The organism is Albimonas marina, from assembly GCF_029223255.1.
Lineage (GTDB): Bacteria > Pseudomonadota > Alphaproteobacteria > Rhodobacterales > Rhodobacteraceae > Albimonas.
Window position 1 is genome coordinate 286,996 of sequence record NZ_JARHUC010000008.1, and the last position, 22,714, is coordinate 309,709.

General features: G+C 75.5%; 10 protein-coding genes. 3 read left to right on the top strand and 7 right to left on the bottom strand.

All coding sequences use genetic code 11. The annotated features are described in order from the left end of the window. Window positions 1–13: 13 nt before the first annotated feature. The 3 genes from P2H44_RS20995 to P2H44_RS21005 all read right to left on the bottom strand — a co-directional run bounded on the left by P2H44_RS20995 (window position 14) and on the right by P2H44_RS21005 (window position 8,923). Window positions 14–2,476, bottom strand: coding sequence for a Tex family protein (locus P2H44_RS20995; RefSeq protein WP_462976310.1), 2,463 nt, complete (start codon window positions 2,474–2,476; stop codon window positions 14–16). A 121-nt stretch (window positions 2,477–2,597) separates the two neighbouring features. Continuing rightward, window positions 2,598–5,165: an FAD-dependent oxidoreductase gene (locus P2H44_RS21000; RefSeq protein ID WP_275766794.1), complete on the bottom strand. Its 2,568-nt coding sequence runs from the start codon at window positions 5,163–5,165 to the stop codon at window positions 2,598–2,600. Further along, window positions 5,162–8,923 carry an NAD(P)-binding protein gene (locus tag P2H44_RS21005; protein WP_275766796.1) on the bottom strand — a complete coding sequence of 1,254 codons (3,762 nt, stop codon included), beginning with the start codon at window positions 8,921–8,923 and terminating at the stop codon, window positions 5,162–5,164. Before P2H44_RS21005 ends, P2H44_RS21000 begins: the two co-directional genes overlap by 4 nt. A gap of 172 nt (window positions 8,924–9,095) precedes the next feature. On the opposite strand from P2H44_RS21005, the gene P2H44_RS21010 reads away from it, so the two are divergent. Next, window positions 9,096–13,088: an AAA family ATPase gene (locus tag P2H44_RS21010; protein ID WP_275766799.1), complete on the top strand. Its 3,993-nt coding sequence runs from the start codon at window positions 9,096–9,098 to the stop codon at window positions 13,086–13,088. A gap of 90 nt (window positions 13,089–13,178) precedes the next feature. On the opposite strand, the gene P2H44_RS21015 is transcribed toward P2H44_RS21010, so the two are convergent. Beyond that, window positions 13,179–15,749 (bottom strand): CheR family methyltransferase, encoded by a 2,571-nt coding sequence (locus tag P2H44_RS21015; RefSeq protein WP_275766802.1) that lies wholly within the window; start codon window positions 15,747–15,749, stop codon window positions 13,179–13,181. A 79-nt stretch (window positions 15,750–15,828) separates the two neighbouring features. On the opposite strand from P2H44_RS21015, the gene P2H44_RS21020 reads away from it, so the two are divergent. Together P2H44_RS21020 and P2H44_RS21025 are read left to right on the top strand one after the other, a co-directional pair. Next, the gene (locus P2H44_RS21020) at window positions 15,829–16,212 is read left to right on the top strand and encodes a response regulator (protein ID WP_275766803.1); all 384 of its coding nucleotides are present in this window, start codon (window positions 15,829–15,831) and stop codon (window positions 16,210–16,212) included. Beyond that, on the top strand, window positions 16,209–18,692 hold the full coding sequence (locus P2H44_RS21025) for a hybrid sensor histidine kinase/response regulator (RefSeq protein ID WP_275766805.1): 2,484 nt from the start codon (window positions 16,209–16,211) through the stop codon (window positions 18,690–18,692). Before P2H44_RS21020 ends, P2H44_RS21025 begins: the two co-directional genes overlap by 4 nt. Window positions 18,693–18,743: 51 nt before the next feature. On the opposite strand, the gene P2H44_RS21030 is transcribed toward P2H44_RS21025, so the two are convergent. The 3 genes from P2H44_RS21030 to P2H44_RS21040 form a co-directional block, all read right to left on the bottom strand. Further along, window positions 18,744–20,807: a phosphodiesterase gene (locus P2H44_RS21030; protein ID WP_275766807.1), complete on the bottom strand. Its 2,064-nt coding sequence runs from the start codon at window positions 20,805–20,807 to the stop codon at window positions 18,744–18,746. Window positions 20,808–20,945: 138 nt separating this feature from the next. Next, window positions 20,946–21,695: a DUF1028 domain-containing protein gene (locus P2H44_RS21035; protein WP_275766808.1), complete on the bottom strand. Its 750-nt coding sequence runs from the start codon at window positions 21,693–21,695 to the stop codon at window positions 20,946–20,948. Window positions 21,696–21,735: 40 nt separating this feature from the next. After that, entirely contained in the window at window positions 21,736–22,557 is an 822-nt protein-coding gene (locus P2H44_RS21040; protein ID WP_275766811.1) for a GntR family transcriptional regulator, read from the bottom strand. Window positions 22,558–22,714: the final 157 nt, after the last annotated feature.

The following is a 22,714-nucleotide window of genomic DNA, read 5'->3' on the forward strand; positions in this document are numbered from 1 at the left end:
CCGGGGCGCGGGATCAGCCGCGCTTGCGGATGGCGTCGAGCAGGGCCGCGCCCAGCGCGCCCTCTCCGGGGGCGGGCGCGCCGCCGCCGGGCTTGCCGCCGCCGCCGGGCCCCTTGCCGCCGGGGCCGCCCTTGTGGGGGCCGCGGCCGCCGCCTCCCCCGCCCGGACCGCGTCCGCCGGGGCCGCCGGGACCGCGGCCGCCCTGCCCGCGGGCGTCGCGCGGGGCGCCGCTGCGGCGGGGCTGGCCGTCCTCGGCCGAGGCCTGCTTGCGCATCGAGAGGCCGATGCGCTTGCGGGCGGCGTCGACCTCCATCACCCGCACCTTCACCACGTCGCCGGCCTTCACCACCTCATGCGGGTCCTTCACGAAGCGGTCGGCGAGCTGGCTGATGTGCACCAGCCCGTCCTGGTGGACGCCGATGTCCACGAAGGCGCCGAAGGCCGCCACGTTGGTCACCGTGCCCTCGAGCAGCATGCCCTCGCGCAGGTCGGAGATCTCCTCGACGCCGTCGGCGAAGCTGGCGGTCTTGAACTCGGGGCGCGGGTCGCGGCCGGGTTTCTCGAGCTCGCCCAGGATGTCGCGCACGGTGGGCAGGCCGAAGGCGTCGGTGACGAAATCCTCGGGGTCGAGCCGCTTGAGCGCCGAGCCGTCGGCCTGGATCGCGCGGATGTCGCGCCCGCAGGCCTTCACGATGGCGCGGGCGAGGTCGTAGGCCTCGGGGTGGACGGCGGAGGCGTCGAGCGGCTCCTCCCCGCCCTGCACCCGCAGGAAGCCCGCGCACTGCTCGAAGGCCTTGGGCCCGAGGCCCGAGACCTTCTTGAGCGCCTTGCGCGAGGGGAAGGCGCCGTTGGCGTCGCGATGCACCACAATGTTCTGCGCCAGCGAGGGGCCCACGCCCGCCACCCGCGCCAGCAGCGGCGCCGAGGCGGTGTTGAGGTCCACGCCCACCGCGTTCACCGCATCCTCGACCACGCCGTCGAGCGCCTTGGCGAGGCGATGCTGGTCCACGTCGTGCTGGTACTGGCCGACGCCGATGGACTTCGGCTCGATCTTCACCAGCTCGGCCAGCGGGTCCTGCAGGCGCCGCGCGATGGAGACGGCGCCGCGGAGCGAGACGTCGAGGTCGGGGAACTCCCGGCTCGCCAGCTCGGAGGCGGAGTAGACCGAGGCGCCGGCCTCGGAGACCACCACCTTGGTGGGGGCCTTGTCGCCCGCGGGCAGGAGCTTGAGGGCGTCGGCGACCAGCCGCTCGGTCTCGCGCGAGGCGGTTCCATTGCCGATGGCGACCAGCTCGACGCCGTGTTTGCGGACCATCTCGACGATCTTCGCCTCGGCCCCGCGGACGTCCTTCCTGGGCTGGAACGGGTAGAGGGTCGCCGTCTCCAGCAGCTTGCCGGTCGCGTCGACCACCGCGGCCTTCACCCCGGTGCGGATGCCGGGGTCGAGGCCCAGCGTGGCGCGGGGACCGGCGGGGGCGGCGAGCAGCAGGTCCTTGAGGTTGCGGGCGAAGACGGCGATGGCCTCCTCATGCGCCCGCCGGCGCAGGTCGCCCATCAGGTCGAGATACATCGTCAGGCTGAGCTTCACCCGCCAGGCCCAGCCGGCGGTCTTCTTCAGCCAGGCGTCGCCCGGGCCGTCGCCCCGGATGCCCACGGCGGCGGCGACCGCGGCCTCGACCTGGGCCTCGCCGGTCTCGGGGTCGGGGGCGATCGCGACGGTCACGATCTCCTCGTTCTGGGCGCGCAGGACCGCCAGCGCGCGGTGGGAGGGCATCGTCTCCCACTTCTCGGAATGGGCGAAGTAGTCGGAGAACTTGGCGCCCTCCTGCTCCTTGCCCGGCACGACGGTGGCCGAGACCACGCCGGTCTTGTGCATCAGCGTGCGCAGGCGGCCGAGCAGGTCGGCGTTCTCGGCGAGCTCCTCGACCAGGATGTCGCGGGCGCCGTCGAGAGCCGCCTTCACGTCCTTCACCGCCTCGGTCACGTAGGCGGCGGCCAGCGCCTCGGGCTCGGCGTCGCGCCGGTCCTGGATGGCGCGCAGGAGGGGCTCCAGGCCGTTCTCGCGGGCGATCATCGCCTTGGTGCGGCGCTTGGGCTTGTAGGGGAGGTAGAGGTCCTCGAGCGTCGCCTTGGTCTCGGCACCCGCGATGGCGCGGTGCAGGTCGTCGGTCAGCTTGCCCTGCTCGGAGATCGACTTGAGGATCGCGGCGCGCCGCTGCTCCAGTTCGCGCAGGTAAGTCAGGCGGTCGGCGAGGGTGCGCAGCTGCGCGTCGTCGAGCCCGCCGGTGACCTCCTTGCGGTAGCGCGCGACGAAGGGGACCGTGGCGCCGCCGTCCAGCAGCTCGACCGCGGCGGCGACCTGGGGCGGACGGGCGCCGATCTCCTCGGCGATCAGCCGGGCGATCTTCTGGGCGACCTGGCCCTCGGCGGCCTGCGGCGCGGGAACGGGGGACGGGCTGTCGGCGGGCGTGTCCAAGGCGAAGCTCCCTCAGGGGTCCGGGAGGGTGGGGATACCCAAGGCCGGCGCCCGGTCCAAGGGGGGAAGATGCGGCGCCCCCGGGCGGGGCGGCCGCGCCGCCCGGCGGCCTCGCGCGGCCTCAGCCGCCGCGGGGCCCGCCGGGGCGGCGGGGGAAGGGCGGCTTGGGCAGGCCCTTGGGCGGGCGGATCCGCGGCGGCCGGAAGCCGGGCGGGCGCGGAAACAGCCCCAGGGGCCGGCTCGCCATCGACCGCGGCGGCGCCTCGGGCGGCGGCAGGGACCCGGGCGAGGGAGCGGGCGCGGCCCCCCGCGCGGCGGCCAGCCGGCGCGGGCCGAGGCCGATGCGCGCGCGGGCGATGGGCTTCACGCGCCGCGCCTCCGCCTCCCGCTCGGCCGCCGTGCGCGCGGCGTAGCCGGGATCGTCGCTGGGCGAGAGGGACCTGGGATCCTCCCCGATCACCGTCTGCGGAAAGCCCGAGATCGCGCGCGAGGCCTGGAGGCCCGACATCACCGCCCCCTCGACCGAGGAGATGTTGAAGCCGTTGTCCGTCCAGTCCCCCGCGAAGACCAGGTTCGAGAGCCCCGCCGCCTGCGTCTTCGGCCGGTGATCCATGCCCCCGGCGGTCGAGAGGACGTAGAGCTCCTGCAGGTCGATGTTGGCCTGGAGATGCTGGCCGCGGATCCGCTCCGCCCCCTCGCGGTTCCCGGGATCGAACAGGGCGGACCAGTCGAAGCCCTCCCCGTCGCGGGCGGCGGGCCAGAGGGGGGCGGACTTGGTCTCGAGGAAATCGGTGATCGAGGCGCGGGTCCAGTCCAGCGCCTCGGCCTCGGTCTTCGCGGCGTCGAAGGGGAAGGTTCCGCAGGTGTAGTAGAGGGTCGAGACCCGCGCGTCCCCCCACTCCTCCCGCTCGAGGATGTGGGTGAAGTCGGCCATCGAGGACCAAGGCTCGACGAAGGCGCCGGAGACGGCGGGCGGCGCGCCCACGCCCAGCGCCTGGCGGGGGCGGGCGAACCAGAGCTGCGCCGCGCAGGTCCGCACGGACTTCACCCGCCGGGTGGCGCGGAACCAGGGCTCGATCTTCTCCACCAGGTCGCCGCAGACGGCGCGGTGGGCGGGCAGCGGGATCGCCATCACCACCCGGTCGAAGTCGCGCCCAGCCTGAAGCTCGCGCACCTCGCCCCGGTTCTCCCAGCCGCTGTCGTAATGCTCGAGGTTCACGCCGGCGGCGCGCAGGGCCTCGCCCTCCTCGAGCTGGTCGTAGAGGGGGGAGGCGGGCCAGCATTCCAGCCCCTTCACCTTCACCAGCGGGTCGTAGCGGCCCTTCGGCGTCGCCTGCTTCTGGAGGCGCACCGTCTCGATCCGGTTCAGGCCCGCGTCGGCCTCCAGCCCCACCACCTGGTCGAAGAACTCGAATTTCACGCCGCGGCCCAGCAGGGCGAGGTAGGCGGGGGCGAAGATCGTGTCGCCCATGCCGGCCTGCATCTCGTAGCAGAAGGCGCCCTTGTAGCTGAACGGCAGCCACAGGCAGGCGCGCAGCAGCACCGCGGCGGAGAAGTCGGGCTGGTCCCACTTCCCGTCCCGATAGGCGAAGGCGGCGTCGTAGATCGAGCGGATCAGGGGGCTGTCGAAGGCGAGCCCGTTGGGGTTCTTCGGCTCGTCGTCGGGCAGGCAGGCGTGACGGCGCAGCCAGTCGCGCCCTTCCTCGGCGTTGACCGAGTCCACCCCGTTGCGCTCGAGGTCGTCGATCAGGATGCCCCGGCAGATGGTGATGCCGAGATAGGCGAGAATCCAGCTCCGCCGCGCCACGTCGTCCTGGGGGATGCGGGGCGACAGCTCGCGCCAGGTCGCCTCGGCCAGCAGGCGCAGGCCCTCGGCCATGGCGAGCTCCACCCGCCGGCCGGCGGCGGCGTCGGTGGCGACATGGGCGCGGGCGGTGTGGTGCAGGTCGCGGGCGAGCGCGCCGGGATCGTGGGTCACGCGTCCCGCCGCCGGCGCCGCGGCGCCGGTGGCGAGGTGGAAGGCGCCCGCGGCCATTCCGGCGAGGCGGTGCAGGCCCCGCTCGGCCACGTCGAACAGGCTCCGGGCGGCGAGCTCCAGCTCCTGGCGCAGCAGGTCCTCGAAGCGGGTGGCGTGGCCGGCCTCGTGCAGGGCGCGGCGCACCCAGGCGAGGATGATCTCGACGAAGGCGAGGGTGGAGGGGTGGCCGCCCGCCAGCGCGGGGGTCTCGGGGAAGTCGAGCCGCCAGTCCCGCCACTCCCCCTCCACCCTCTCGCGCAGGACGAAGGTGTTCTGGGGGCGGAAGGCCTGGTCGAGGGTCGCCAGCGGCGCCTCGGGCGGGCGGGCGAGCTCGTCGTAGATCTCGCGCATCATCTGGAAGGCGTTGTCGTAGCAGCCGAACCAGATGTGCAGCCCGTGCTCCAGCACCCGCTGGGCGTTGTCGGGGTCGCGGCCCGAGGCGCCCTTGCCCCCCAGCCGCCAGCCCATCGTGTGCACGGTGACGTCGTAGCGCCCCTGCTGCTCGGGCGCGGTCAGGGCGAGCGCGGTGGTGATGCCGCCCAGCCCGCCGCCCAGGATCACCACCTTCTCCCTGCGCCGGGGCGACGGGCCCGGAGGCGTCGGGCGCGGGGGCGGCGGGGCGCCGTAGGGCTCGGGGCGCGCGGCGGTCCCCTCGATGCGGTCGTCGCTCATCTCTCGCCCTCCCCGGTCAGCCAGGCGGTCGCGCCCAGGTGCGGCCCCCAGACCACCCGCCCCAGGTCGAGGCGGAAGTCCATGGTCATCTCGATCCCGTAGACGCCGGTCATGCGGTGCTGGAGGCCGAGCTGCCCGATCAGGGCGGCGTTGTTGAGATCCTCGATCTCGACCGTGTGCGGCCCCAGCAGGCGCATGTCGCGGAAGTTCGAGAAGTAGATCGGCGCGCTGGTGAAGCCCTGCAGGATCGCGCGCTGCGGGTCGATCACGTCGCGCACCTGCTTGAGGAACAGCTGGTCCAGCCGGCCCTGGATCATGTTCGCCACCAGCCGCGCCAGCATCTCGGGCGAGGGCGTCAGCGGCGCCTGCGGCGCGTCGCGCAGAAGCGCGCTCACGTGGGCGACGAGCGCGCTCATCCCGCCAGACAGCGGGCCGGAGGCCTGCGCCTCGCCCGCCGCCTCGGGGGTGATGCGCATCAGGCGGCGGAAGGCCCAGGTGTCCTGCGCGGGGCTGTGGCGCACGCCCCAGGCCTTCACCTCGAACCCGTCGTGCGGGGCGCCGTCGGGGCCGGGTTCCCCGGGGAAGGTCACCTCGCCGGGCTGCTTGGCGTAGCCGTAGACGCTGCGCCCGATGTGCACCGCGATGGGGTTGTCGACCACGAGATAGGGGCAGAAGGCCATCACCCGGGTGATGACGTCCGAGTCCGGCGCCGCCCGCCGCCCCAGCGCCATCCACACCGCCAGCTCCCGCTCCGCCTCGGCCGAGATGTTGGGGCGGTCGGGGTCGCCGTCCTTGGTGACCTCCAGCAGCGACAGCATCATCAGGTCGCTGACCGGGGCGAAGCAGGCCTGGCCGCCGCTGGGTCGGTTGAACAGCCCGTCCGTCACCTCCTGCATCCGCGCCAGGTCGCCGCGCACGAAGAAGGCGTAGGCCTTGGCGCCGTTGAACTGGAAGGGGCCGGGGAAGGTGAGCATGCCGTTGTGCTCGATGAACCACGGCAGGCCCGCGCCCTGCGCCCAGGGGGCGGGGCGCATGTCGAGATAGGGGCTCGACGGCGGCACCCGCGGGATCGCCGACGGCCGGCCCGAGATGGCGCGAGAGACGAGCCGGCCGGAGATGATGGCGTATTCCATCCCGCCGAGGTTGCCCGGGTTGTCGGTCCAGTCCCCGGCGAAGAACAGGTTGTAGTAGCCCGAGCCGTCCACGCGCAGCCGGTTCTTCGCCGTGCCCGTCCTCGCCTGCACGTAGCGCATCGAGGGGTCGATGTTGGCCCGCAGCACCTGCGCGTCGAGCCGCGCCGGCCCCGCGTCGTTGGCGGGCGCGTGCAGCAGCGACCAGTCGAAGGCCCCGCCCTGCCCCGCCCCGGCCTGCGCCGCCGCGTCCTTCTGTGCCCCGCCCTTCTCCTCGCCGTCCGCCGCCGCGCGCGCCGGCCCGCCGGGCCCGAAGGCGCGGGGCCAGCGCAGCTCGGCCCCGCCGCCGGGTTCCAGGAAGGCGAGCGTGTCGCGCCGCACCTGCGCCAGCGCCTTGTCGGGCGTCGCCCGCGCGGTGCGCGGCGGCGCGTGGCGGGGGCCGGCGAGGCCGCCCACCAGGATCGTCTCGTGGGCCGGCGGCGCGCCCTCCCACCGCTCGGCGGCGATGAACCGGTCGGTGGAGGCCGAGCCGTAGAGCGGGCCGCGCGGCAGGCCGAAGACCATCTCGTCGGCCTTGGGATCGCCCAGCGCCGTCAGCGGCCGGTCGAAGCGCAGCTGCACGCTCTGCGTCTGGCAGGAGGCGACGCCGGTGGTCATCCGCCGCCACGCCGCCTGCTGGAGCATCGTGCGGTGGGAGAAGTGCTTGGAGGCCTCGGGCGGGATGGCGAGGATCGCCACCTCGAAATCCTCGCCCAGGTGCAGCACCTCCGGCGGGCCCGGCGGGGTCCAGTCGGCCCAGTAGGATTCGAGGTCGACCCCCTTCTCCTTCAGCGCCTCCCCCTCCGCCAGCTGGTCGTAGTCGGGGGTCGAGGGCCAGCAGTCCAGGTTCCCGACCCGCACCAGCGGGCGATAGGGCGCCCCGTCCTTCACCGTCGCCTGGCGGGTGATCTCGATGGCGTCGAGGCGGTCCATGGTGGCCGAGGGAACCAGGTCGGTGACCCGCGCGAAGAACTCGAACTTCACCCCGCGGCGCAGGAGCTCGTGGTAGATCGGCGCCGCGATCACGTCGCCGGTGCCTGCGTTGAGCTTCCAGAAGAACGAACCGCGATAGCGCGCGAGCACGAACAGCCCTTGCACCAGCGCCCCGGCCGAGAGGTCGCCGCGCAGCCGGTCGTCGCCCTGCGGGTAGGCCAGCAGCAGGTCGTAGACGAGCGTGGTCAGCGGCCCCTCGCGGGTGACCTCCAGCGCGCCGTGCTTCTTGAGCCAGTCGCGGAAGTCGATGTCGTCGTGGCGCTTCGCGGCCGCGGCGGGATCGATGAGGAAGCCGTCGCGCAGGGCGCCGGCCAGCACGGTGCGCAGAAGATCGGCGATCATCAGGGCGCGCCGGGTCTCGTCGTCGAGCCCGCGCACCCAGGCGTCGACGCCCGGCCCGTCCCACAGGCGCGCGATCTCGTGCCAGGCGATGTCGAGCAGGTCCGCGAGGCGCACGTGATGCTCGTGGTCGTGGTCCTCCAGCGCCTCGGGTACGCCGCGGGCGAAGGCGAGCGCCAGGTGCATCGCCCCCGAGACGCCCCCCGCGACCGCCGAGAGCGCGCCGTGGAAGTCGCCGTGGCTGAGACGGTCCCACCAGTCGGGCTTCGCGATCGGCGCCGCGGCGCCGTGGCCGAAGGGAGAGGGGAACGGCAGGCGGGGCGGACCGTGCTCGGCGAGCTCCGCCAGCACGCCCAGCGGCGACAGGCGGCCCAGGCCCGCGGGCCCGGGAAAGGCCGCGCCGCCGGGGCGCGGCGCGGCGCCGAGCGGCCCCGCGTCCGTCGGCGCGGCGGCGGGGCGGGGGGCCGTCGCGCGGCCCGCGGCGGAGGCGAAGGGATCGGGGCGCGCGCCCCGCAGCGGATCGCCGAAGCGGCGGCCGAGGCCGACCGCGGCGCGCAGCCCCTCTTCCAGCAGCGCGCCGGGGCCCGGCGGGGCGCCGGGGGGGCGGTGGGGCAGGCTCTCGCCGACCCGGTGGCCAAGCTCGGCCGCGGCGCGCACGCCCTCGGCGAGGCCGGCGGCGAGCCCGGCGCCCGCGGCCAGCGCCGGGGAGGCCAGCGCCTCGAGCAGCGCGAAGGGCGCCGGCAGGCGTCCCCCGCCCGCGGCGCCGGCGACCTTGCCGTGGTGGAGCGCCAGCCCCTCGAGCATCTCGAGCACCAGCTTCCACATCGGCGGCGCCTCGCCCACGCCGGGCAGGCCGGGCATGCGCGGCAGCTCGATCACCCAGGGGATCTCGCGCCCCTGCCAGGATTCCATGACGGTGAAGCGGTCCTCGGGGGTCACCGCGTCCCAGACCGTGGCGAAGCGCGAGGGCTCGGCCTCGCCCTTCGCGGCGGCCTCGGCCTGCGCCTCGTAGGCGGTCTTGAGGATGCCGAAGGCGTTGTCGTGGGCGCCCATCAGGACGTGGAGGCCGCGCTCCTCGATCGCGCCGCCGCGGGCGAGGTTTCGCCCGCTCGCGGCCTTGCCGCCCAGGCGCCAGCCCTCCTGCCAGACGGTGACCTCGAAGGCCTCGCCCTGCTCGGGCGCGGTCAGGGCCCAGGCGGCGGACAGCCCGCCCAGCCCTCCGCCCAGGATGGCCACCTTGGTCTTGCCGCTGCGCATGATCGCCGTTCGCCTCCCGCTCGCCGCCCGTGAGACTCACGACCTATTCGGGGTTTCGCAAGCGTTTTCGGGCCGGCTATGCCATGCTGACCCGGGCGCGCCGCCGCCGGCTTCGCAGCGATGGCGGGAATCGGGACGGGCCGCTAGGGATGAGGGGGTCCGACGAGGGGGAATGATGGACGGCGCCGGCGACTCCGCCCGAGGATTCATCCGCAGCTTCGTGCCGCGAAGCATCGCCCGCGACGCCGGCCTGCCGGAGACGCGCGGCGACCGGGCGGGATTCCACCAGGTCGACTTCCCCGCCGCGGTCGCCTTCGTGGACCTCGTCGGCTTCGCCGCGGCCACCGAGAAATACGAGCGCATGGGCCCCGAGGGGGTCGAGACCTTCTCGGCCGCGCTCAACCGGGTGTTCGGGGTGATGATCGACGCGATCGCGGCCAGCGGGGGCGAAATCTCGGCCCTGCCCGGCGACGCGCTGATCGCCTATTGGCGCGCGCCCTCGAAGGCCGCCCTGCCCGGCGTGGCGCGCCGCGCGCTGGACGGCGTGCAGGCGCTGATGACCCTGACCGACCTGCCCCAGGCCGCGGACGGGGGGCGGCTCGCCTTCCACGCGGGCTTCGCCACGGGGCGCGCGCGCCTGTGCCAGACCGGGCGCGGCGACGGGCACCGGCTGTGGTTCCTCGCCGGCGACGCGATGGCCGCGGCCGAGGCGGCCTCTGACCGCGCCGAGGCGGGCGAACTGGTGGTGGCCGAGGGCGCCGAGATCGCCGACGCCCCCATGCGCCTGCCGCCCCGGGAGGAGGCCGACGCCCCCTCGGAGGCGCAGCTCGCCCGCTACATCCCGCCCAGCCTGCGGCCGCGAATCATGGCGGGCCAGCAGTCCTGGCTGGACGAGCTTCGCTTCGTCTCGGCGGCCTTCATCTCCTGCCCCGACATGGGCGGCGACGGGCCCGAGGGGTTCGCGCGGCTGCAGGCGGCGGCGACCACGGTGAAGGCGGTGGTCGACATGCACGGCGGCGCCCTGCAGGGCCTGCTGCCCCACGACGGCCAGGCGGAGTTCCTGGCCGCCTTCGGCATCCCCGGCCTCGCGCGAGACGACGACGCCGACCGGGCGACGACGGCGATGGTCGAGCTGCGCGCGGCGCTGGCCCAGCAGGGCGTCGCCGCCCATGCCGCGGTGGCGAGCGGGCCGGCCTTCTGCGGACTGATCGGCTCCCCGCGCTGGCGCACCTACTCGATCCGCGGCTCGGCGGTGAACCGGGCGGCGCGGCTGCTGTCGGCGGCGATGAAGGGGCCGCCGGCGCTGCTGATCGACGCCGCCACCCAGGCCGCCTGCGACGCCGACGCCTTCGAGATGGAGCCCGTGGCGCCCCTGCGCCTGAAGGGCATTCCGGGCGAGGTCCCGGCCAGCCGGGTGATCGCCGCCCGCCCCCGCGACGCCGCCCCCCGCGCCGACGCGCCCATCGCCGGCCGGCAGGAGGAGCTGGCGCGCCTGGAGACGATGCTGGACGCGCTGACCTTCGAGGGCCAGGCCGCCGGCGCCCGCGCCGCGGTGGTCGAGGGCACGCCGGGCATCGGCAAGTCGGCGCTGCTCGCCGCCGCCGCCGCCGCGGCCGCCGCGCGGGGCTTCCGGGTGCTTCGCTCGGGCTTCGACGGCGGGCGCGTGGCGCCGGTCTACGCGGCCTGGCGCGCGCCGGTGCGCGCGATGCTGCGGCTGGAGGGGCGCGCGACCCCGTCCGCCGCCGCGCTGGCCGAGGCGCTGGACGCGGCCGGAGAGGATCCGCGCGCCGCCTCGGCGCTCGCCGCCGCGCTGGGCGCCCCGGTGCGCGCGGGCGAGGAGCCCGGCCAGGCCGAGCGCGCCGACGCCGCCATCCTGGGCCTCCTGCGCCGCGCCGCCGACCGCGGGCCGGTGGCGCTGGTGCTCGACGACGCCGAGCGGCTCGACACCGCCAGCCTGCGCGTCGCCCAGGCGGCGCTGGCGATGGACGCGCCCGTGGCCCTGCTGATCGGCGTGCGCACCGAGCGCGAGGCCGCCGCCGGCGCGATCGAGGCGATGCTCGCCCGCCCCCGGGTGGAGCTGCTGGCGCTCTCGGAAGTGGACGTCGAGACGGCCGGGCGCCTCGCCGCCGCCCGCCTCGGCGCGGCGGAGGCGGACCCGGAGCTCGCCCGCCTGATCCACGCCCAGGCCGCGGGCAACCCGCTGTTCGTGCAGGAGCTCGCCCAGGCGCTGATGGAGCAGGGGCTGCTGGCGCTGGAGGATGGGCGCGCGGGCTTCGCCGCCGGCCGCCCGCGCCCGGCCGAGGCCGACCTGCCCCCCACGCTCGACCGTCTGGTCGTCTCGCGCGTGGACCGGCTGGACGTGGAGGAGCAGCTGACCCTGAAGGTGGCGAGCGTGGTCGGCCGGCGCTTCACCTCCGCCCAGGTCGGCGCGGTGCATCCCCTCCAGCCCGAGGATGCGGCCTGCCGGGCGCAGTGCGAAGACCTCGCCGCCCGCCGCCTGACCCCGGCCGAGCCCGCGGGCGGCTACGCCTTCCTGCACGCCGCCATCCACCGCGCCGTCTACGGGATGCTGACCTTCTCCGCCCGGCGGGAGCTGCACGGCTCGGCCGCGCGCAGCCTCGAGGCGGGGGGGATCGAGGCCGAGCCGGTGGAGCCGCTGACGCTCGCCGGTCACTGGCTGGCGGCGGAGGAGCCGGCGCGCGCCCGCCCGCATCTCGCCGCCGCGGGCCTGCAGGCGATGCGCGCCAGCGCCGACCCCGAGGCGCGCGAGGCGCTGGACCGGGCGCTGGAGATCGAACCGCAGGGCGAGGTGGACCCGATCGACGAGGCGCGGCTGCGCTTCGCGCTGGGGGAGGTGGAATCGCGGCTAGGCGACGGCGCCGCCTCCCGCCGCCGCTTCGGCGAGGGGCTGGCCCTGCTGGGGGAGCGCTGGCCGCAGGGCCGCGCCGCCGTGGGCCGGGCGATCCTGCGCGAGGCGGGCGTGCAGATGCTGCGCCGCCGCCGCGGCCCGCCGCACGCCCGGGCGGGCGAGCGCAACGCCCGCGCGCTCGCCGTCTCCCACGGGCTGCAGAAATACGGGCATCTGTTCTTCTTCGAGCAGTCGCTGGAGGAGATGACGCTCGCCATCCTCCAGACCCTGAACCGGGCCGAGGACTCGGGCGATCCGGCCGAGATCCGGCGCGCCTGCGGCCAGTTCATGCTGACCCTCGACGTCGCCGGCGCGAAGGGCTGGGCCGAGGCCTACGCCCGCCACGCCGAGACCGGCCTGCCGGAGGCGGGCGAGGGGCCGGTGCGCTCCCACCTCGCGCTGCACCGGCTGAACCGGGGCGAGTGGGCCGCAGCGCGGCGCTGGCTGACCGAGGGACTCGCGGCCTCGGCCGGCGACCGGCGGCTGGAGCTGGACCTGCGGGTGTTCGAGCGCTCGATGCTGACGCTGCTGGGCGACTACGCCGAGGCGCAGGCGAAGGCCGAGGCGCATTTCCGCGTGGCGGAGACCTCCCACGACGTGCAGCACCGCTGCTACGCCCGCGTGGCCAAGGCCGAGCTGGCCCTGCGCCAGGGCCGGCGGGACGAGGCGAAGGCCTGGCTGGAGGAGGCGCGCGCCCACCTGCTGCCGGCCTTCGTGGACGACGCGCTGATGCTCTACGGCCCGCTGGCCGAGATCCGGCTGGCGGAGGGCGACGCGGCCGAGGCCTGGCGGCTCGCGACCGAGCAGCTCGCCCGGATCCGCAAGACGCCGAGCTTCGGCTACTACGCCGCCGACGCGATGGCCTGCGTGGCCTGGACGCTGGTGCGGCTGGCCGAGGGCGCGCCCCCGCCCGGCGCGACGGCGCGCGAGACCGCGCAGGCGGCGGACCGGGCGGTGAAGGCGATGGACGGGCTCGCCCGCCGCTTCCCGCCGGCGGAGCCGCGCGCGGGCGCGATCCGCGCCCGCCGGCTCGCCGGCCAGGGGCGCGCGGCGAAGGCCGTCGCCGCGGCCGAGCAGGCCGTGCGCCGCGCCCAGGCGCTGGAGATGCGCTTCGACGAGGCGGTGGCCCGCCAGGCGCTGGCCCATGCAAGGGGCGCGGGCCCCGACGCCCGCGCGCAGGCGCTGCTGGAGGAGCTGGGGCTGAGCGCCCCGGGCCTGGGCGCCTGGCCCGCCGCCGACCGACCCGCCGCCGGCTGACCCGCCGCCGACCGCCCCCCTCCGACCGAGCCCCCTCCGCCCGAGCCCCTTGAGACCGACCGGGGCGCCCGGGCGGCCCGGGCGCGCGCCTCACGCCTCGCCCGACCAGTGGAAGATCAGCAGGGCGCCGCCTCCCTTCCCGGCGCCGGCGCGTCCGGCGCGGGGCATCGGCTTGATGCGCACGCTCAGGTCGCGGCCCTTGTGGCGGCCGCGGAAGACCTTCTCGGTCCGCGTCTCGATCGCCTCGGCCGCCGCCGCGGGCAGGTCCACGAACTCCGGCCGCGGACCGATCACCGAGAGCGGGCGACGCACGTCGTGGGACTGGAGCTCGAACCGCTCGGCGATCACCTCCGAGAAGCGGCGCACCCGGCAGGACGGGTCGACGTGCATCACCCCCACCTCGAGGGTCTTGAGCACCAGCTCGATGTTCTGGTTCAGCTCCGAGAGCTGGTTGATCTGGTGCTCGTGCTCGGCGCTGACCGAGACCATCTCCTGGTTCACGGCGTGCAGCTCCTCGTTGGAGCTCTGCAGCTCCTCGTTCGAGGCCTGCAGCTCCTCGTTGGAGGCCTGGAGTTCTTCGTTGGAGGCCTGGAGCTCCTCCCCGCTCGCCTCCAGCCGCTCGGTCACGTGCTGGAGGGTCTCCTCGGTCAAGCGCAGGTCGCGCTCCAGCTCGGCGATGCGGCGGGCGAGGAGGCGCGTGTCCTCGTCCCCCGGCGAGACGGGCACGTCCGGGCCGGTTCCGGGGGCGTCCTGCTCCGGGTCCAGCGGGTCCTTGAGGTTCAGGGCCACCAGCATCATGCGGCCGCCGCGGACCTCCTGCAGGGGTTCGATGCGCACCTCGCACTCCCGCGGGCCGTCGGGGCCGCCGGTCAGGGTCACGCGGCGGACGTAGGTTTCCAGCTGCTCCTGGCGCAGCTTCTCGGCGGCGACGTTGATCACGAAATGCAGGTCGGGATGCACGATCTCCTCGACCGTCCATTCGGCGAGGTTGTTCATCGTGTCGATGAAGGCCGCCGCCCCCCCGAACCAGGCGAGCACCGCGCCCGTGTCGGTGACCAGGATCGAGGAGGGGGCGTAGCGCTTGAGCAGCGCGTCGTAGCTGCGCATCAGCGTCTCGCGGTCGCGGAACTCCGACGCCGCCGGGCGCAGCGCGGGCATGCGGGGCGCCGGCGGCTCGCGCAGCCCGCGCTCGGCCCGGGTGGCGGCGCCCAGCTGCGCGGAAAGGATCGAGCCGTCGACCACCCGCCGGCTGGAGGCCTTCTGGTAGAGGCGGGCGCGGCTGTCGACGCCGCGGAACTCGCCCGCGTAGCGCCCCAGGCTCTCGGAGGCGCCCAGCAGCAGGTAGCCGTCGCGGCGCAGGCCGAACAGGAACATCGAGATCAGCCGCGACTGCGCCGGTTCCGTCAGGTAGATCAGCAGGTTGCGGCAGGAGATCAGGTCGAGGTTCATGAACGGCGGATCGCTCAGCACGTCATGGACCGAGAAGATGATCTTCTGGCGCAGCGCGGGCGAGACCACCCAGCGGTCGTCCACGCGATCGAAGTAGCGCTCGCGCAGCGTGAGGGGCACCCCCTCCAGCGCCTGGGCCGGGTAGACCCCGGCCGAGGCGAGGTCGATCGAGCGGCGGTGCACGTCGGTGGCGATGATGCGGAAGTTGCGCGGGCGTCCGGCGGCGTCCAGCGCCTCGCACATCTCGATGGCGATGGTGTAGGCCTCCTCCCCGCTGGAGCAGGCCGGCACCCAGATGCGCAGGGGCGAGCGGCTCTCGGCCGCCGCGGCCATGGGGTCGAGCGCCTGGGCGCGCAGGGCCTCCATCGACTCGGGGTCCCGGTAGAACTCGGTCACCCCGATCAGCATGTCGTGATACAGTTCCTCCAGCGCCGCGGGGTCGCGTTCCAGCGCGGCGCGGTAGGCCTCGACCGTGGGGAAGCCCTGGAGCTGCTGGCGACGCTCGATCCGGCGCTGGACGTTCTGGGGCTTGTACTCGGAGAAGTCGAGGTTGTGGGCCTCCTCCAGCAGCTTGAGGATGCTCTTGGGCCCGGGCGCGACCTCCATCGGCTTGCGCCGCCCTTCGGCGAAATAGGCCTCGAGCGCGGCGGGCATGTCGCGCACCGGCAGCACCTGGTCGGCGATCTCGCTGGCCAGCGAGGCGCGCGGCATCGAGGCGAAGGCCGCCTCGGCGGGGGTCTGCACCAGCACCAGCCCGCCGGCGGCGTGCAGGCTCTCGGCCCCCCGCGCCCCGTCGCTGCCCGAGCCCGACAGGATCACCGCCGCGGTGCGCCGCGGATCGCGGTCGGCGGTCGAGGACAGCAGCGCGTCGATGGGCAGGTGGGGCGCCTCGTCCCCCGGCGCGTAGGAGCGGGTGCGGAACACGTCCCCCTCCAGCTTGGCCAGCGTGCTGGGACGGTTGAGGAAGATGGTGTCCGGCGCCAGGCTCGCGCCGTCCTCGATATGGCGAATCGTGAGCGACGAGCGGCGCGACAGCAGCTCGTGCATCATCGACTTGTAGTCCGGCGACAGATGCTGGACGACGACGAAGCACCATCCCGCCTCCCGCGGGGCGGCTTCGAAGAAGGCTTCCAACGGCTCCAGCCCGCCCGCGGAGGCGCCGATGACGATCAGCGGCATCGGCGGCTCGTTCGGCTCGGAAGCGCTCGGCATGTCTTGACCCTCCCCTGGTCGGCGCTAACCTTGCGCGCGTACCCAAACATCGCAGGTCATCCACCGGGAGAGAAGAGCATTGGCCCGCGTCCTGATCGCCGACGACGAAGCCGCCTACCTCGACGTGTTCTGCGAGGGACTCGAGGCGAAGGGCCATGAGGTCACGGGCGTGACCGATGGCGAGCAGCTCCTGGCCCGCCTGAAGGCGGCCGAATACGACATCGTGTTCATCGACGTGGTGATGGCCGGCGGGGGCGCGATCACGCTGTCCCACGCCGTCGAGCGCGTCGCTCCGGAGATGCCGGTGGTGGTGATCACCGGCCGGATCGAGCTGATCGAATCGCCCCTGCTGCGGCAGGGCCTGCGGAGCACGGTCGCGAAGGTCCACAAGACCGCCTCGCTCGACCAGCTCGACCAGATCGTGCGCCGCCATGCGCGCCGCGCGATCGGAGCCGGAGAATGACCGGCGCGATCACCGGCTCCTCCGAACCCGGTCCGAGATGCCAGGGGTCCGCGGACCCCTTCGCCGCGGCGCGACGGGAGACGCGGCGGCGGCTCGAGGCCTGGGCGGGCGGCCTCGCGGGGGTGGTGCTGATCACCTCGCTGGCGACGCTGCTGCTGGGCTGGGGGCTGGGCCTCGACGCGCTGGTGCGGATCGACGTGTCGGCGCCGGCGATGGTGCCGCCGACGGCGATGTGCCTCTCGGCGCTCGCGGCCGCCCTGCTGCTGCGCCTGCCGCCCGGATGGAGCCGGGCCGCCGCGGCCGCCCCGAAGCTGGCGGAGGCGCAGGGCCGCTCGACCTGGACGCTGGCCGGGATCGCGCTGGCGACGGCGGCGGGGATCTACGCCGCCGTGCGCATCGCGACCACCGTCTTCGCCTACATCCAGGCCCCGCCCGAGGCGGGCGACCGCATGGCGCTGGGCACCTCGGTCGGGGTGCTGCTGGCGGCGATCTGCGCCGTGGCGGCGACGGGCCACGGGCGGCTGGCGGACCGCACGGTCTCGATCCTGTGCGCGCTGGGCGCGACGCTGACGCTGACCGCGCTGGGCACCTGGGTGCTGGATCGCGACGCCTACGACACCACTCTGGCTTTCGTGGGGATGTCGCCGCAGACCTCGGCGGCGCTGACGATGATGTTCATGGCGACCCTGCTGTCGCGACCCGACTTCCAGCTGATGCGCAACGCCTCGGGGCCCGGGGTGGGCAGCCGGGCGGCGCGGATCCTGCTGCCGCTGTCGCTGCTGGGTCCGCTGCTGCTGGCCGAGCTCGCCATTCTCGCCGCCGACCGGGGCCTGCTGGACGTCAGCGTGCTGGCCAACGCCCTGGGCGCGGCGCTGGCGATGACCGCCGCGGCGACCGTCCTGCGCCTGGCCGGCCTGCGCAACCGGGAGGAGGCGCAGGCCCGCCGGCAGGAGGCGCAGATGCGCGCCGCCCTTGACGGCATCGACGCGGCCGTCTTCGTCTTCGGCCCCGACCGCCGCCTGCGCATGACCAACCGCGGGGCGGAGCGGCTGAGCGCCGGCGCCCGCTCCCCCGCCCGCTGGCTGTTCGAGGAACGCTTCCACGCGCTGGGCGACCGGCGTCGCCTGCGCCCCGAGGAATCCCCCGCCCGCCGCCTGCTGGAGGGGACGCGCCGCCACGACCTGTGGGTGGGCTGGATGGACCCGGGCGGGGCCGAGCACGCGCTGCGCTTCGGCCTGCGGCGGCCGGCGGATGGGGAGCTCCAGGTCCTCTCGGTCCAGGACGAGACCCAGGGCTGGGCGCTGCGCGAGAACCTGAGCCGGACCGAGCGGCTGGACGCCATCGGCCAGATGGCCGGGGGCGTGGCGCACGAGACCGCCAACATCTTCGGCGTGATCCGGCTGAGCGCCGACACCGCCCTGCTGGCCGGCGACGCCGAGACCACGGACCGGCGGCTGCGCGCGATCCAGCTCGCCTGCGGCCGCGGCGCCGAGCTGACCGAGCGGCTGCTGGCGCTGGTGCGCAACCGCGCGGCGGAGGCCGAGTCCATCGACCTCGCCCCGGCGCTGGAGGAGGCGGTGGAGATCGCCCGCGCCGCCCTGCCCGACACGATCCGCATCGAGCTCGCGCCCCTGCCCGAGGGGACGCGGATCCACGCCGCGCCCGTGGACCTGCAGGCGGCGGTGCTGAACCTGGCGGTGAACGCGCGCAACGCCATCCTCGAGCATCGGGCCGCGGCGGCGAAGGACGGCGGCGGGGACGCGTCCCGGCCCGCGGGCGGCCTGATCCGCATCTCGGCCACGCGCAACGGCGCCCTGCGCCTGACGGTGGCCGACGACGGGCCCGGCATGCCGGAATGGCTGCTGAGCCGCGCGGCCGAACCGTTCTACACCACCCGCCTGACCGAGGGCGGCAGCGGCCTGGGGCTGGCGATGGTCGACACGTTCGCGCGCCGGCTGGGCGGGACGATGGAGCTGGCCTCGTCTCCCGGCCAGGGGGTGGAGGCGACGCTGGTCCTGCCCCTGAACGGCGCCGTCGCCGGCGACCCGCCGCACAGGGAGGACGAGGAGAGCGCGCCCCTGCGCCTCGGCCCCCGGCGCCTGGCGGGCCGGCGGATCCTGGTGGTCGAGGAGGATCCCGGCTTCGGCGGCCTGGTGCTGGAGCTGCTGGAGACGGTCGGCGCCGTCGCCGTCACGGCGCGCACCGCAGAGGAGGCGCTGGAGCTGGCGCACGCCGGCCCGCGCTTCGACCTGCTGCTGACCGACGTGCTGCTGCCCGGCCGCATCGGCGGCCTGCGCCTGGCCGAGCGGATCCAGACCGAGCCCCTGCAGGCCGCGCAGGGCCGGACGCCGGTGGTCTACATGTCCAGCTACGTCGATCCGCTGGAGCGCGACGCGCCCCATGTCCCGGGCCTGTTCCTGCGCAAGCCGGTGGGCGCGGCCACGCTGGTCAACGCGCTCGACATCAGCCTCGCGGACTGAGCGGCGCGCGGAGCGGGGACCGCCGCCGGGCGCCTGCGGCGGCCGGACACGTCAGGGCCGGGCTTCGGGCGGGGCCTCGGGCGGGGCCGCGACGGGCGGCGCCGAGGGGACGGGGGCGACGTCGTAGACCGCGCGCGCGCCCTCCAGCGCCTCGGGCGGCAGGGGGCGGGCGAAGAAGTCGCCCTGCCCGATCCGCGCGCCCATGTCCCGCAGCCCGGCGAGCTGCTCGCGCGTCTCCACCCCCTCGACCACCACGTCGAGGCCGGTGCGCGCGGCGATGGCGATGATCGCCTCGATCACCGCGCGGTCGTGCACGCCGTCGCGCATCCGCCGCACGAAGCGGCGGTCGATCTTGAGCACGTCGATGGGCCAGCGGCCCAGGTGCTGGAGCCCGCCGTAACCGGTGCCGAAATCGTCCATCGCCAGCCGCGCGCCGCGGGCCCGAAGCTCGGACAGGTTGCGGTAGATCTGGCCGTTGGCGTCGCCCAGCAGGATGTTCTCGGTCACCTCCAGCGTGATCGCCGACCAGTCGAAGCCGCGGTCGGCCAGCTCCGCCTGCAGGTCGAAGGCGAACTCGGGGTTCATCAGGTCGAGCGCGGTGAGGTTCACCGCCAGCCGCGACCGCGCGACCGTGGCCGCGTGCTCGGTCCCCCGCCAGGCGGCGCGCCAGGCGGCGAACCGCTCCAGCCCCTCGCTGACCATGGCGCGGGTCACCAGCTCGGCCTTGCGGTGGTCGGAGAAGATGGCGCCGAAGTCGCTGGGCGCCAGCACCGCCCCGTCCTCGTCGATCCAGCGGGCCAGCACCTCGAACCCCGCGCAGGCGCCGGAGCGCAGGTCCACCAGCGGGTGGAAGTAGGGCACGATCCGGTTGCGCTTGATCGCCGCCTGGAAGCGCCGCTCCAGCTCGCGCCCGTTGAAGCGGCGGTGCAGGCGGGGCTGGTAGACGACGGTCGTGCCGCGGCCGGAATCCTTGGCGGCGTAGAGGGCGGCGTCCGCCGCCTCGAACAGCTGCCGGAAGCGGTCGGAATGGTCGGGGAACAGGCCCACGCCCACGCTGATCCGCCCCAGGTCCGGCTTGCCCAGCAGCGCCGCCGCCCGCAGCACCGAGCTGCGGCAGCGCTGCAGGAGGCTCGTCAGATAGGCCGTCCCCTGGCGCGGCAGCGGCACGAGGGCCGCGAACTCGTCCCCGCCGATGCGGCCGAACAGCGCCTCGTCCGGCAGGGCGGCGCCCAGGGTGCGGGCGATGCCCTGGATGTAGACGTCGCCGAAGGCGTGGCCGAAGACGTCGTTGATCCGCTTGAGGTGGTCGATGTCCACCAGCAGCAGCGCCCAGGCGCCGCCCCCCGTCTCGAGCCGGGAGCGCGCGCCGGCGCGGAAGGCGCGGGTGTTGGCGAGGCCGGTCAGCGGGTCGGAATCCGCGCGTCGGGCGAGCTCGCGGCAGCGCCGTTCGCTGGCGCGCAGGTCCTCCTCCCGCGCGGACCCGTCGAGCAGCGCGGCCAGCGACGTCGCGAGCAGCGGCGCCAGCGCCGCGAGGTCGGGGCGCGTCGCCGCCTGGGGCGGGAAGGCGAAGGCCGCCGCGCCCAGCCGCGCGCCGTCGGCGCCGATCAGCGCGACGCCCTCCAGCGAGGAGCCGTCCGCCGCCCGCCGCGGCGCCAGGCGCCAGCCGGCGGCGGCGGCGTCGGCGGAGTGGGCGCGGGGCGTCGGCGGCTCGGGGGCCAGCAGGTCGCGGCACAGGCGGTCGAGCGCCGCGTCGACGTCGAGGGAGAGCGCGCTCGGCCCGTCGGGCGCCTCGGCCTCCTCCGCCTCGTCGGGGCCGGAGGAGGCGGCGCAGAGCGCGACGGCGGGCGCCGGCGCGCCGGGGAAGGCCGCCTCGCGCCCCGCCGCCGTCACCCGGCAGCGCAGGGCGCCCGCGGCCGCCCGCGCCGCGGCGGCGAGGCCCGCGAGGTCCGGCGCGCCGCCCGCGCGCGCCGCAGCGTCGGCGCCCCGCGCGGGCAGGCGCGCGCCGGACCGGGGACGCTGGGGCGGCGGGCTCGGCGGCTCCGGCGCGAGGTCGGACGCGTCGGCCGCCGGCGGACGCAGCCGCCGTTCAGCCTCCCGGATAGAATGCGGATCCAAAACGGACGTTCCCCCAGACGCTTGGACCGATGGTCCCCTGCGCCATCTCGGGAGAGATTCGTTAACAACGGGTTACTCCGACCCGCTGAAAGCTCGCCCCGTCGTCCGTCGGGATCGGGGCCCGGTCGGGATCCGCGCTCAGTCCGGGTCGGCGGCGTGGGAGCGCGACGGCACGCCCATCGCCTCGCGCTCGGCCTCCAGCGCGGCGATGGCGGCGTCGAGGGGGCGGCGGTCGGTCTCGCCCGAGAAGGCGGCGGCCCGGCCCATGCGGGCGGAGAACAGGGTGAAGCGCTCCCGCGCCACGGCCAGCAGGCGCTCGAGCTCCTCCAGCGGCCGGGCGTGGTCGTCGACGCGCAGGTCGAGCCGGGGATAGACCTCGCCGTCGTGGATGCGGATCGCGGCGGACTGGCGGCCGCGCTTGTCGCCGCCCGCGCCCTCGGCCGCGAGCATCGCGGCCAGCAGGCGGTCGGCCATGGGCAGCTCGGGCGCGGCCTGCCAGGCGGCGAGCGCGGCCGCGATCACCCCCGGTCCCGCCAGCATGTTGCCGGCGACCGAGACGTTCTCCCCCGCCAGGTGCCCGGCCCAGTCGATGCACTCGGCCCCGGTGTGGGCGGCGATGCGCCCGGCGGCGTCGATGGCGTGCCATTGCCGCTGGGGCGCGCCGGCGTCGCGGGCGACGAGGTCGGCGCGCACCGCCTCGGGCGCCTCTCCGGCGGCGATGCGCTCGGCGCCCTCGACGCCCCACAGCGGGTTCACGAAGGCCTGGGTGGCGACCGCCGCATTGGGCCGGATGTTGGGGACCAGCGCGCCGACGGCGAAGAAGCGGCTGGCGACGCCCACGCCGAATTCGCCGGTGGCGGGGTCGCGGGCGACGATCGAGTAGGTCATGGCGAGGCTCCGGGTTCGGCGGGAAAGGGGCCCGCGGGGGTCAGTCGCCGCGGAAGGCGGCCTCGCCCCCGGCGGCGGCGTGAAGCGAGGGGGCCCAGCGGGTCAGCACCCGGGCGAGATGGTCGGCCATGGCGCGCGCGGCGACGGCGGCGTCGCCCCGGCGCAGGTCGGCCAGAAGCGCGCGATGCTCGTCGCCCACCCCGGCCTCCTGGAAGAAGGGCCGCGGCACCTCGAGCCCGCCCAGCGTGTAGCGGTGGATGTGCAGCGCGCAGCGCAGCAGCATCGGGCGCAGCAGGCCCATGCCCGCCACCTCGGCGAGGGCGGCGTGGAAGTCGCGGTCGAGCTCGGAGCAGCGGTAGAGATCGCCCGCCGCATGCGCCTCGTCCATCGCGGCGAGGATCCCGGGCAGGCGCGGGTCGTCCATCGCGGCCTCGCCTGCGGCGATGCGCAGGGCCACGCCCCGCTCGATCGACAGGCGCACGCGCACCATCTGGGCGGCCTCGGGCAGGCTGGTTTCGGTGACCACGGTGCCGCGATAGCCGCGACGCTCGACCAGGCCTTCCTCGGAGAGGCGCAGCAGCGCCTCGCGCACGGTGCCCTGGCTGCAGCCGTGCTCGGCGGCGAGGGTCTGCTCCAGCAGGTGGTCGCCGGGGACGAGGTCGCGGAACAGCACCGCCCGGCGCAGGGCCAGGTGGACCTGGTCCGCGCGCCGGCCCGGCCCGCTGGCCGCGCCGCCGCGATCCGGCGGGCGCCCGGCGCCCTTGCCGATCTCCCGCCCGCCCGGCTCCCCGGCCGCGGAGTCCGCCCCCGAGCCTTGCGACGCCCCCAGGCCTTGCGACGCAGCGTCCGACGATGACCGCATTGACACCCCCGCTCTCTTGGCCCCCATTATCGATATCGATAATAGGTCCACCCCGACCTGTCGAGTCGGGCGCGCCGCCCGCGTTCGACGTTACGGCCCGCCCCTGACACGCCGCGCCCCCCGCGGTCACGCCCGCAAGACGACGCGCCGCATCCGA

Coding starts and splice junctions, on each gene's coding strand:
- P2H44_RS21000 (WP_275766794.1), bottom strand. CDS start 5,165: ATGAGCGACGACCGCATCGAGGGGACCGCCGCGCGCCCCGAGCCCTAC.
- P2H44_RS21005 (WP_275766796.1), bottom strand. CDS start 8,923: ATGCGCAGCGGCAAGACCAAGGTGGCCATCCTGGGCGGAGGGCTGGGC.
- P2H44_RS21010 (WP_275766799.1), top strand. CDS start 9,096: ATGATGGACGGCGCCGGCGACTCCGCCCGAGGATTCATCCGCAGCTTC.
- P2H44_RS21015 (WP_275766802.1), bottom strand. CDS start 15,749: ATGCCGAGCGCTTCCGAGCCGAACGAGCCGCCGATGCCGCTGATCGTC.
- P2H44_RS21025 (WP_275766805.1), top strand. CDS start 16,209: ATGACCGGCGCGATCACCGGCTCCTCCGAACCCGGTCCGAGATGCCAG.
- P2H44_RS21035 (WP_275766808.1), bottom strand. CDS start 21,695: ATGACCTACTCGATCGTCGCCCGCGACCCCGCCACCGGCGAATTCGGC.
- P2H44_RS21040 (WP_275766811.1), bottom strand. CDS start 22,557: ATGCGGTCATCGTCGGACGCTGCGTCGCAAGGCCTGGGGGCGTCGCAA.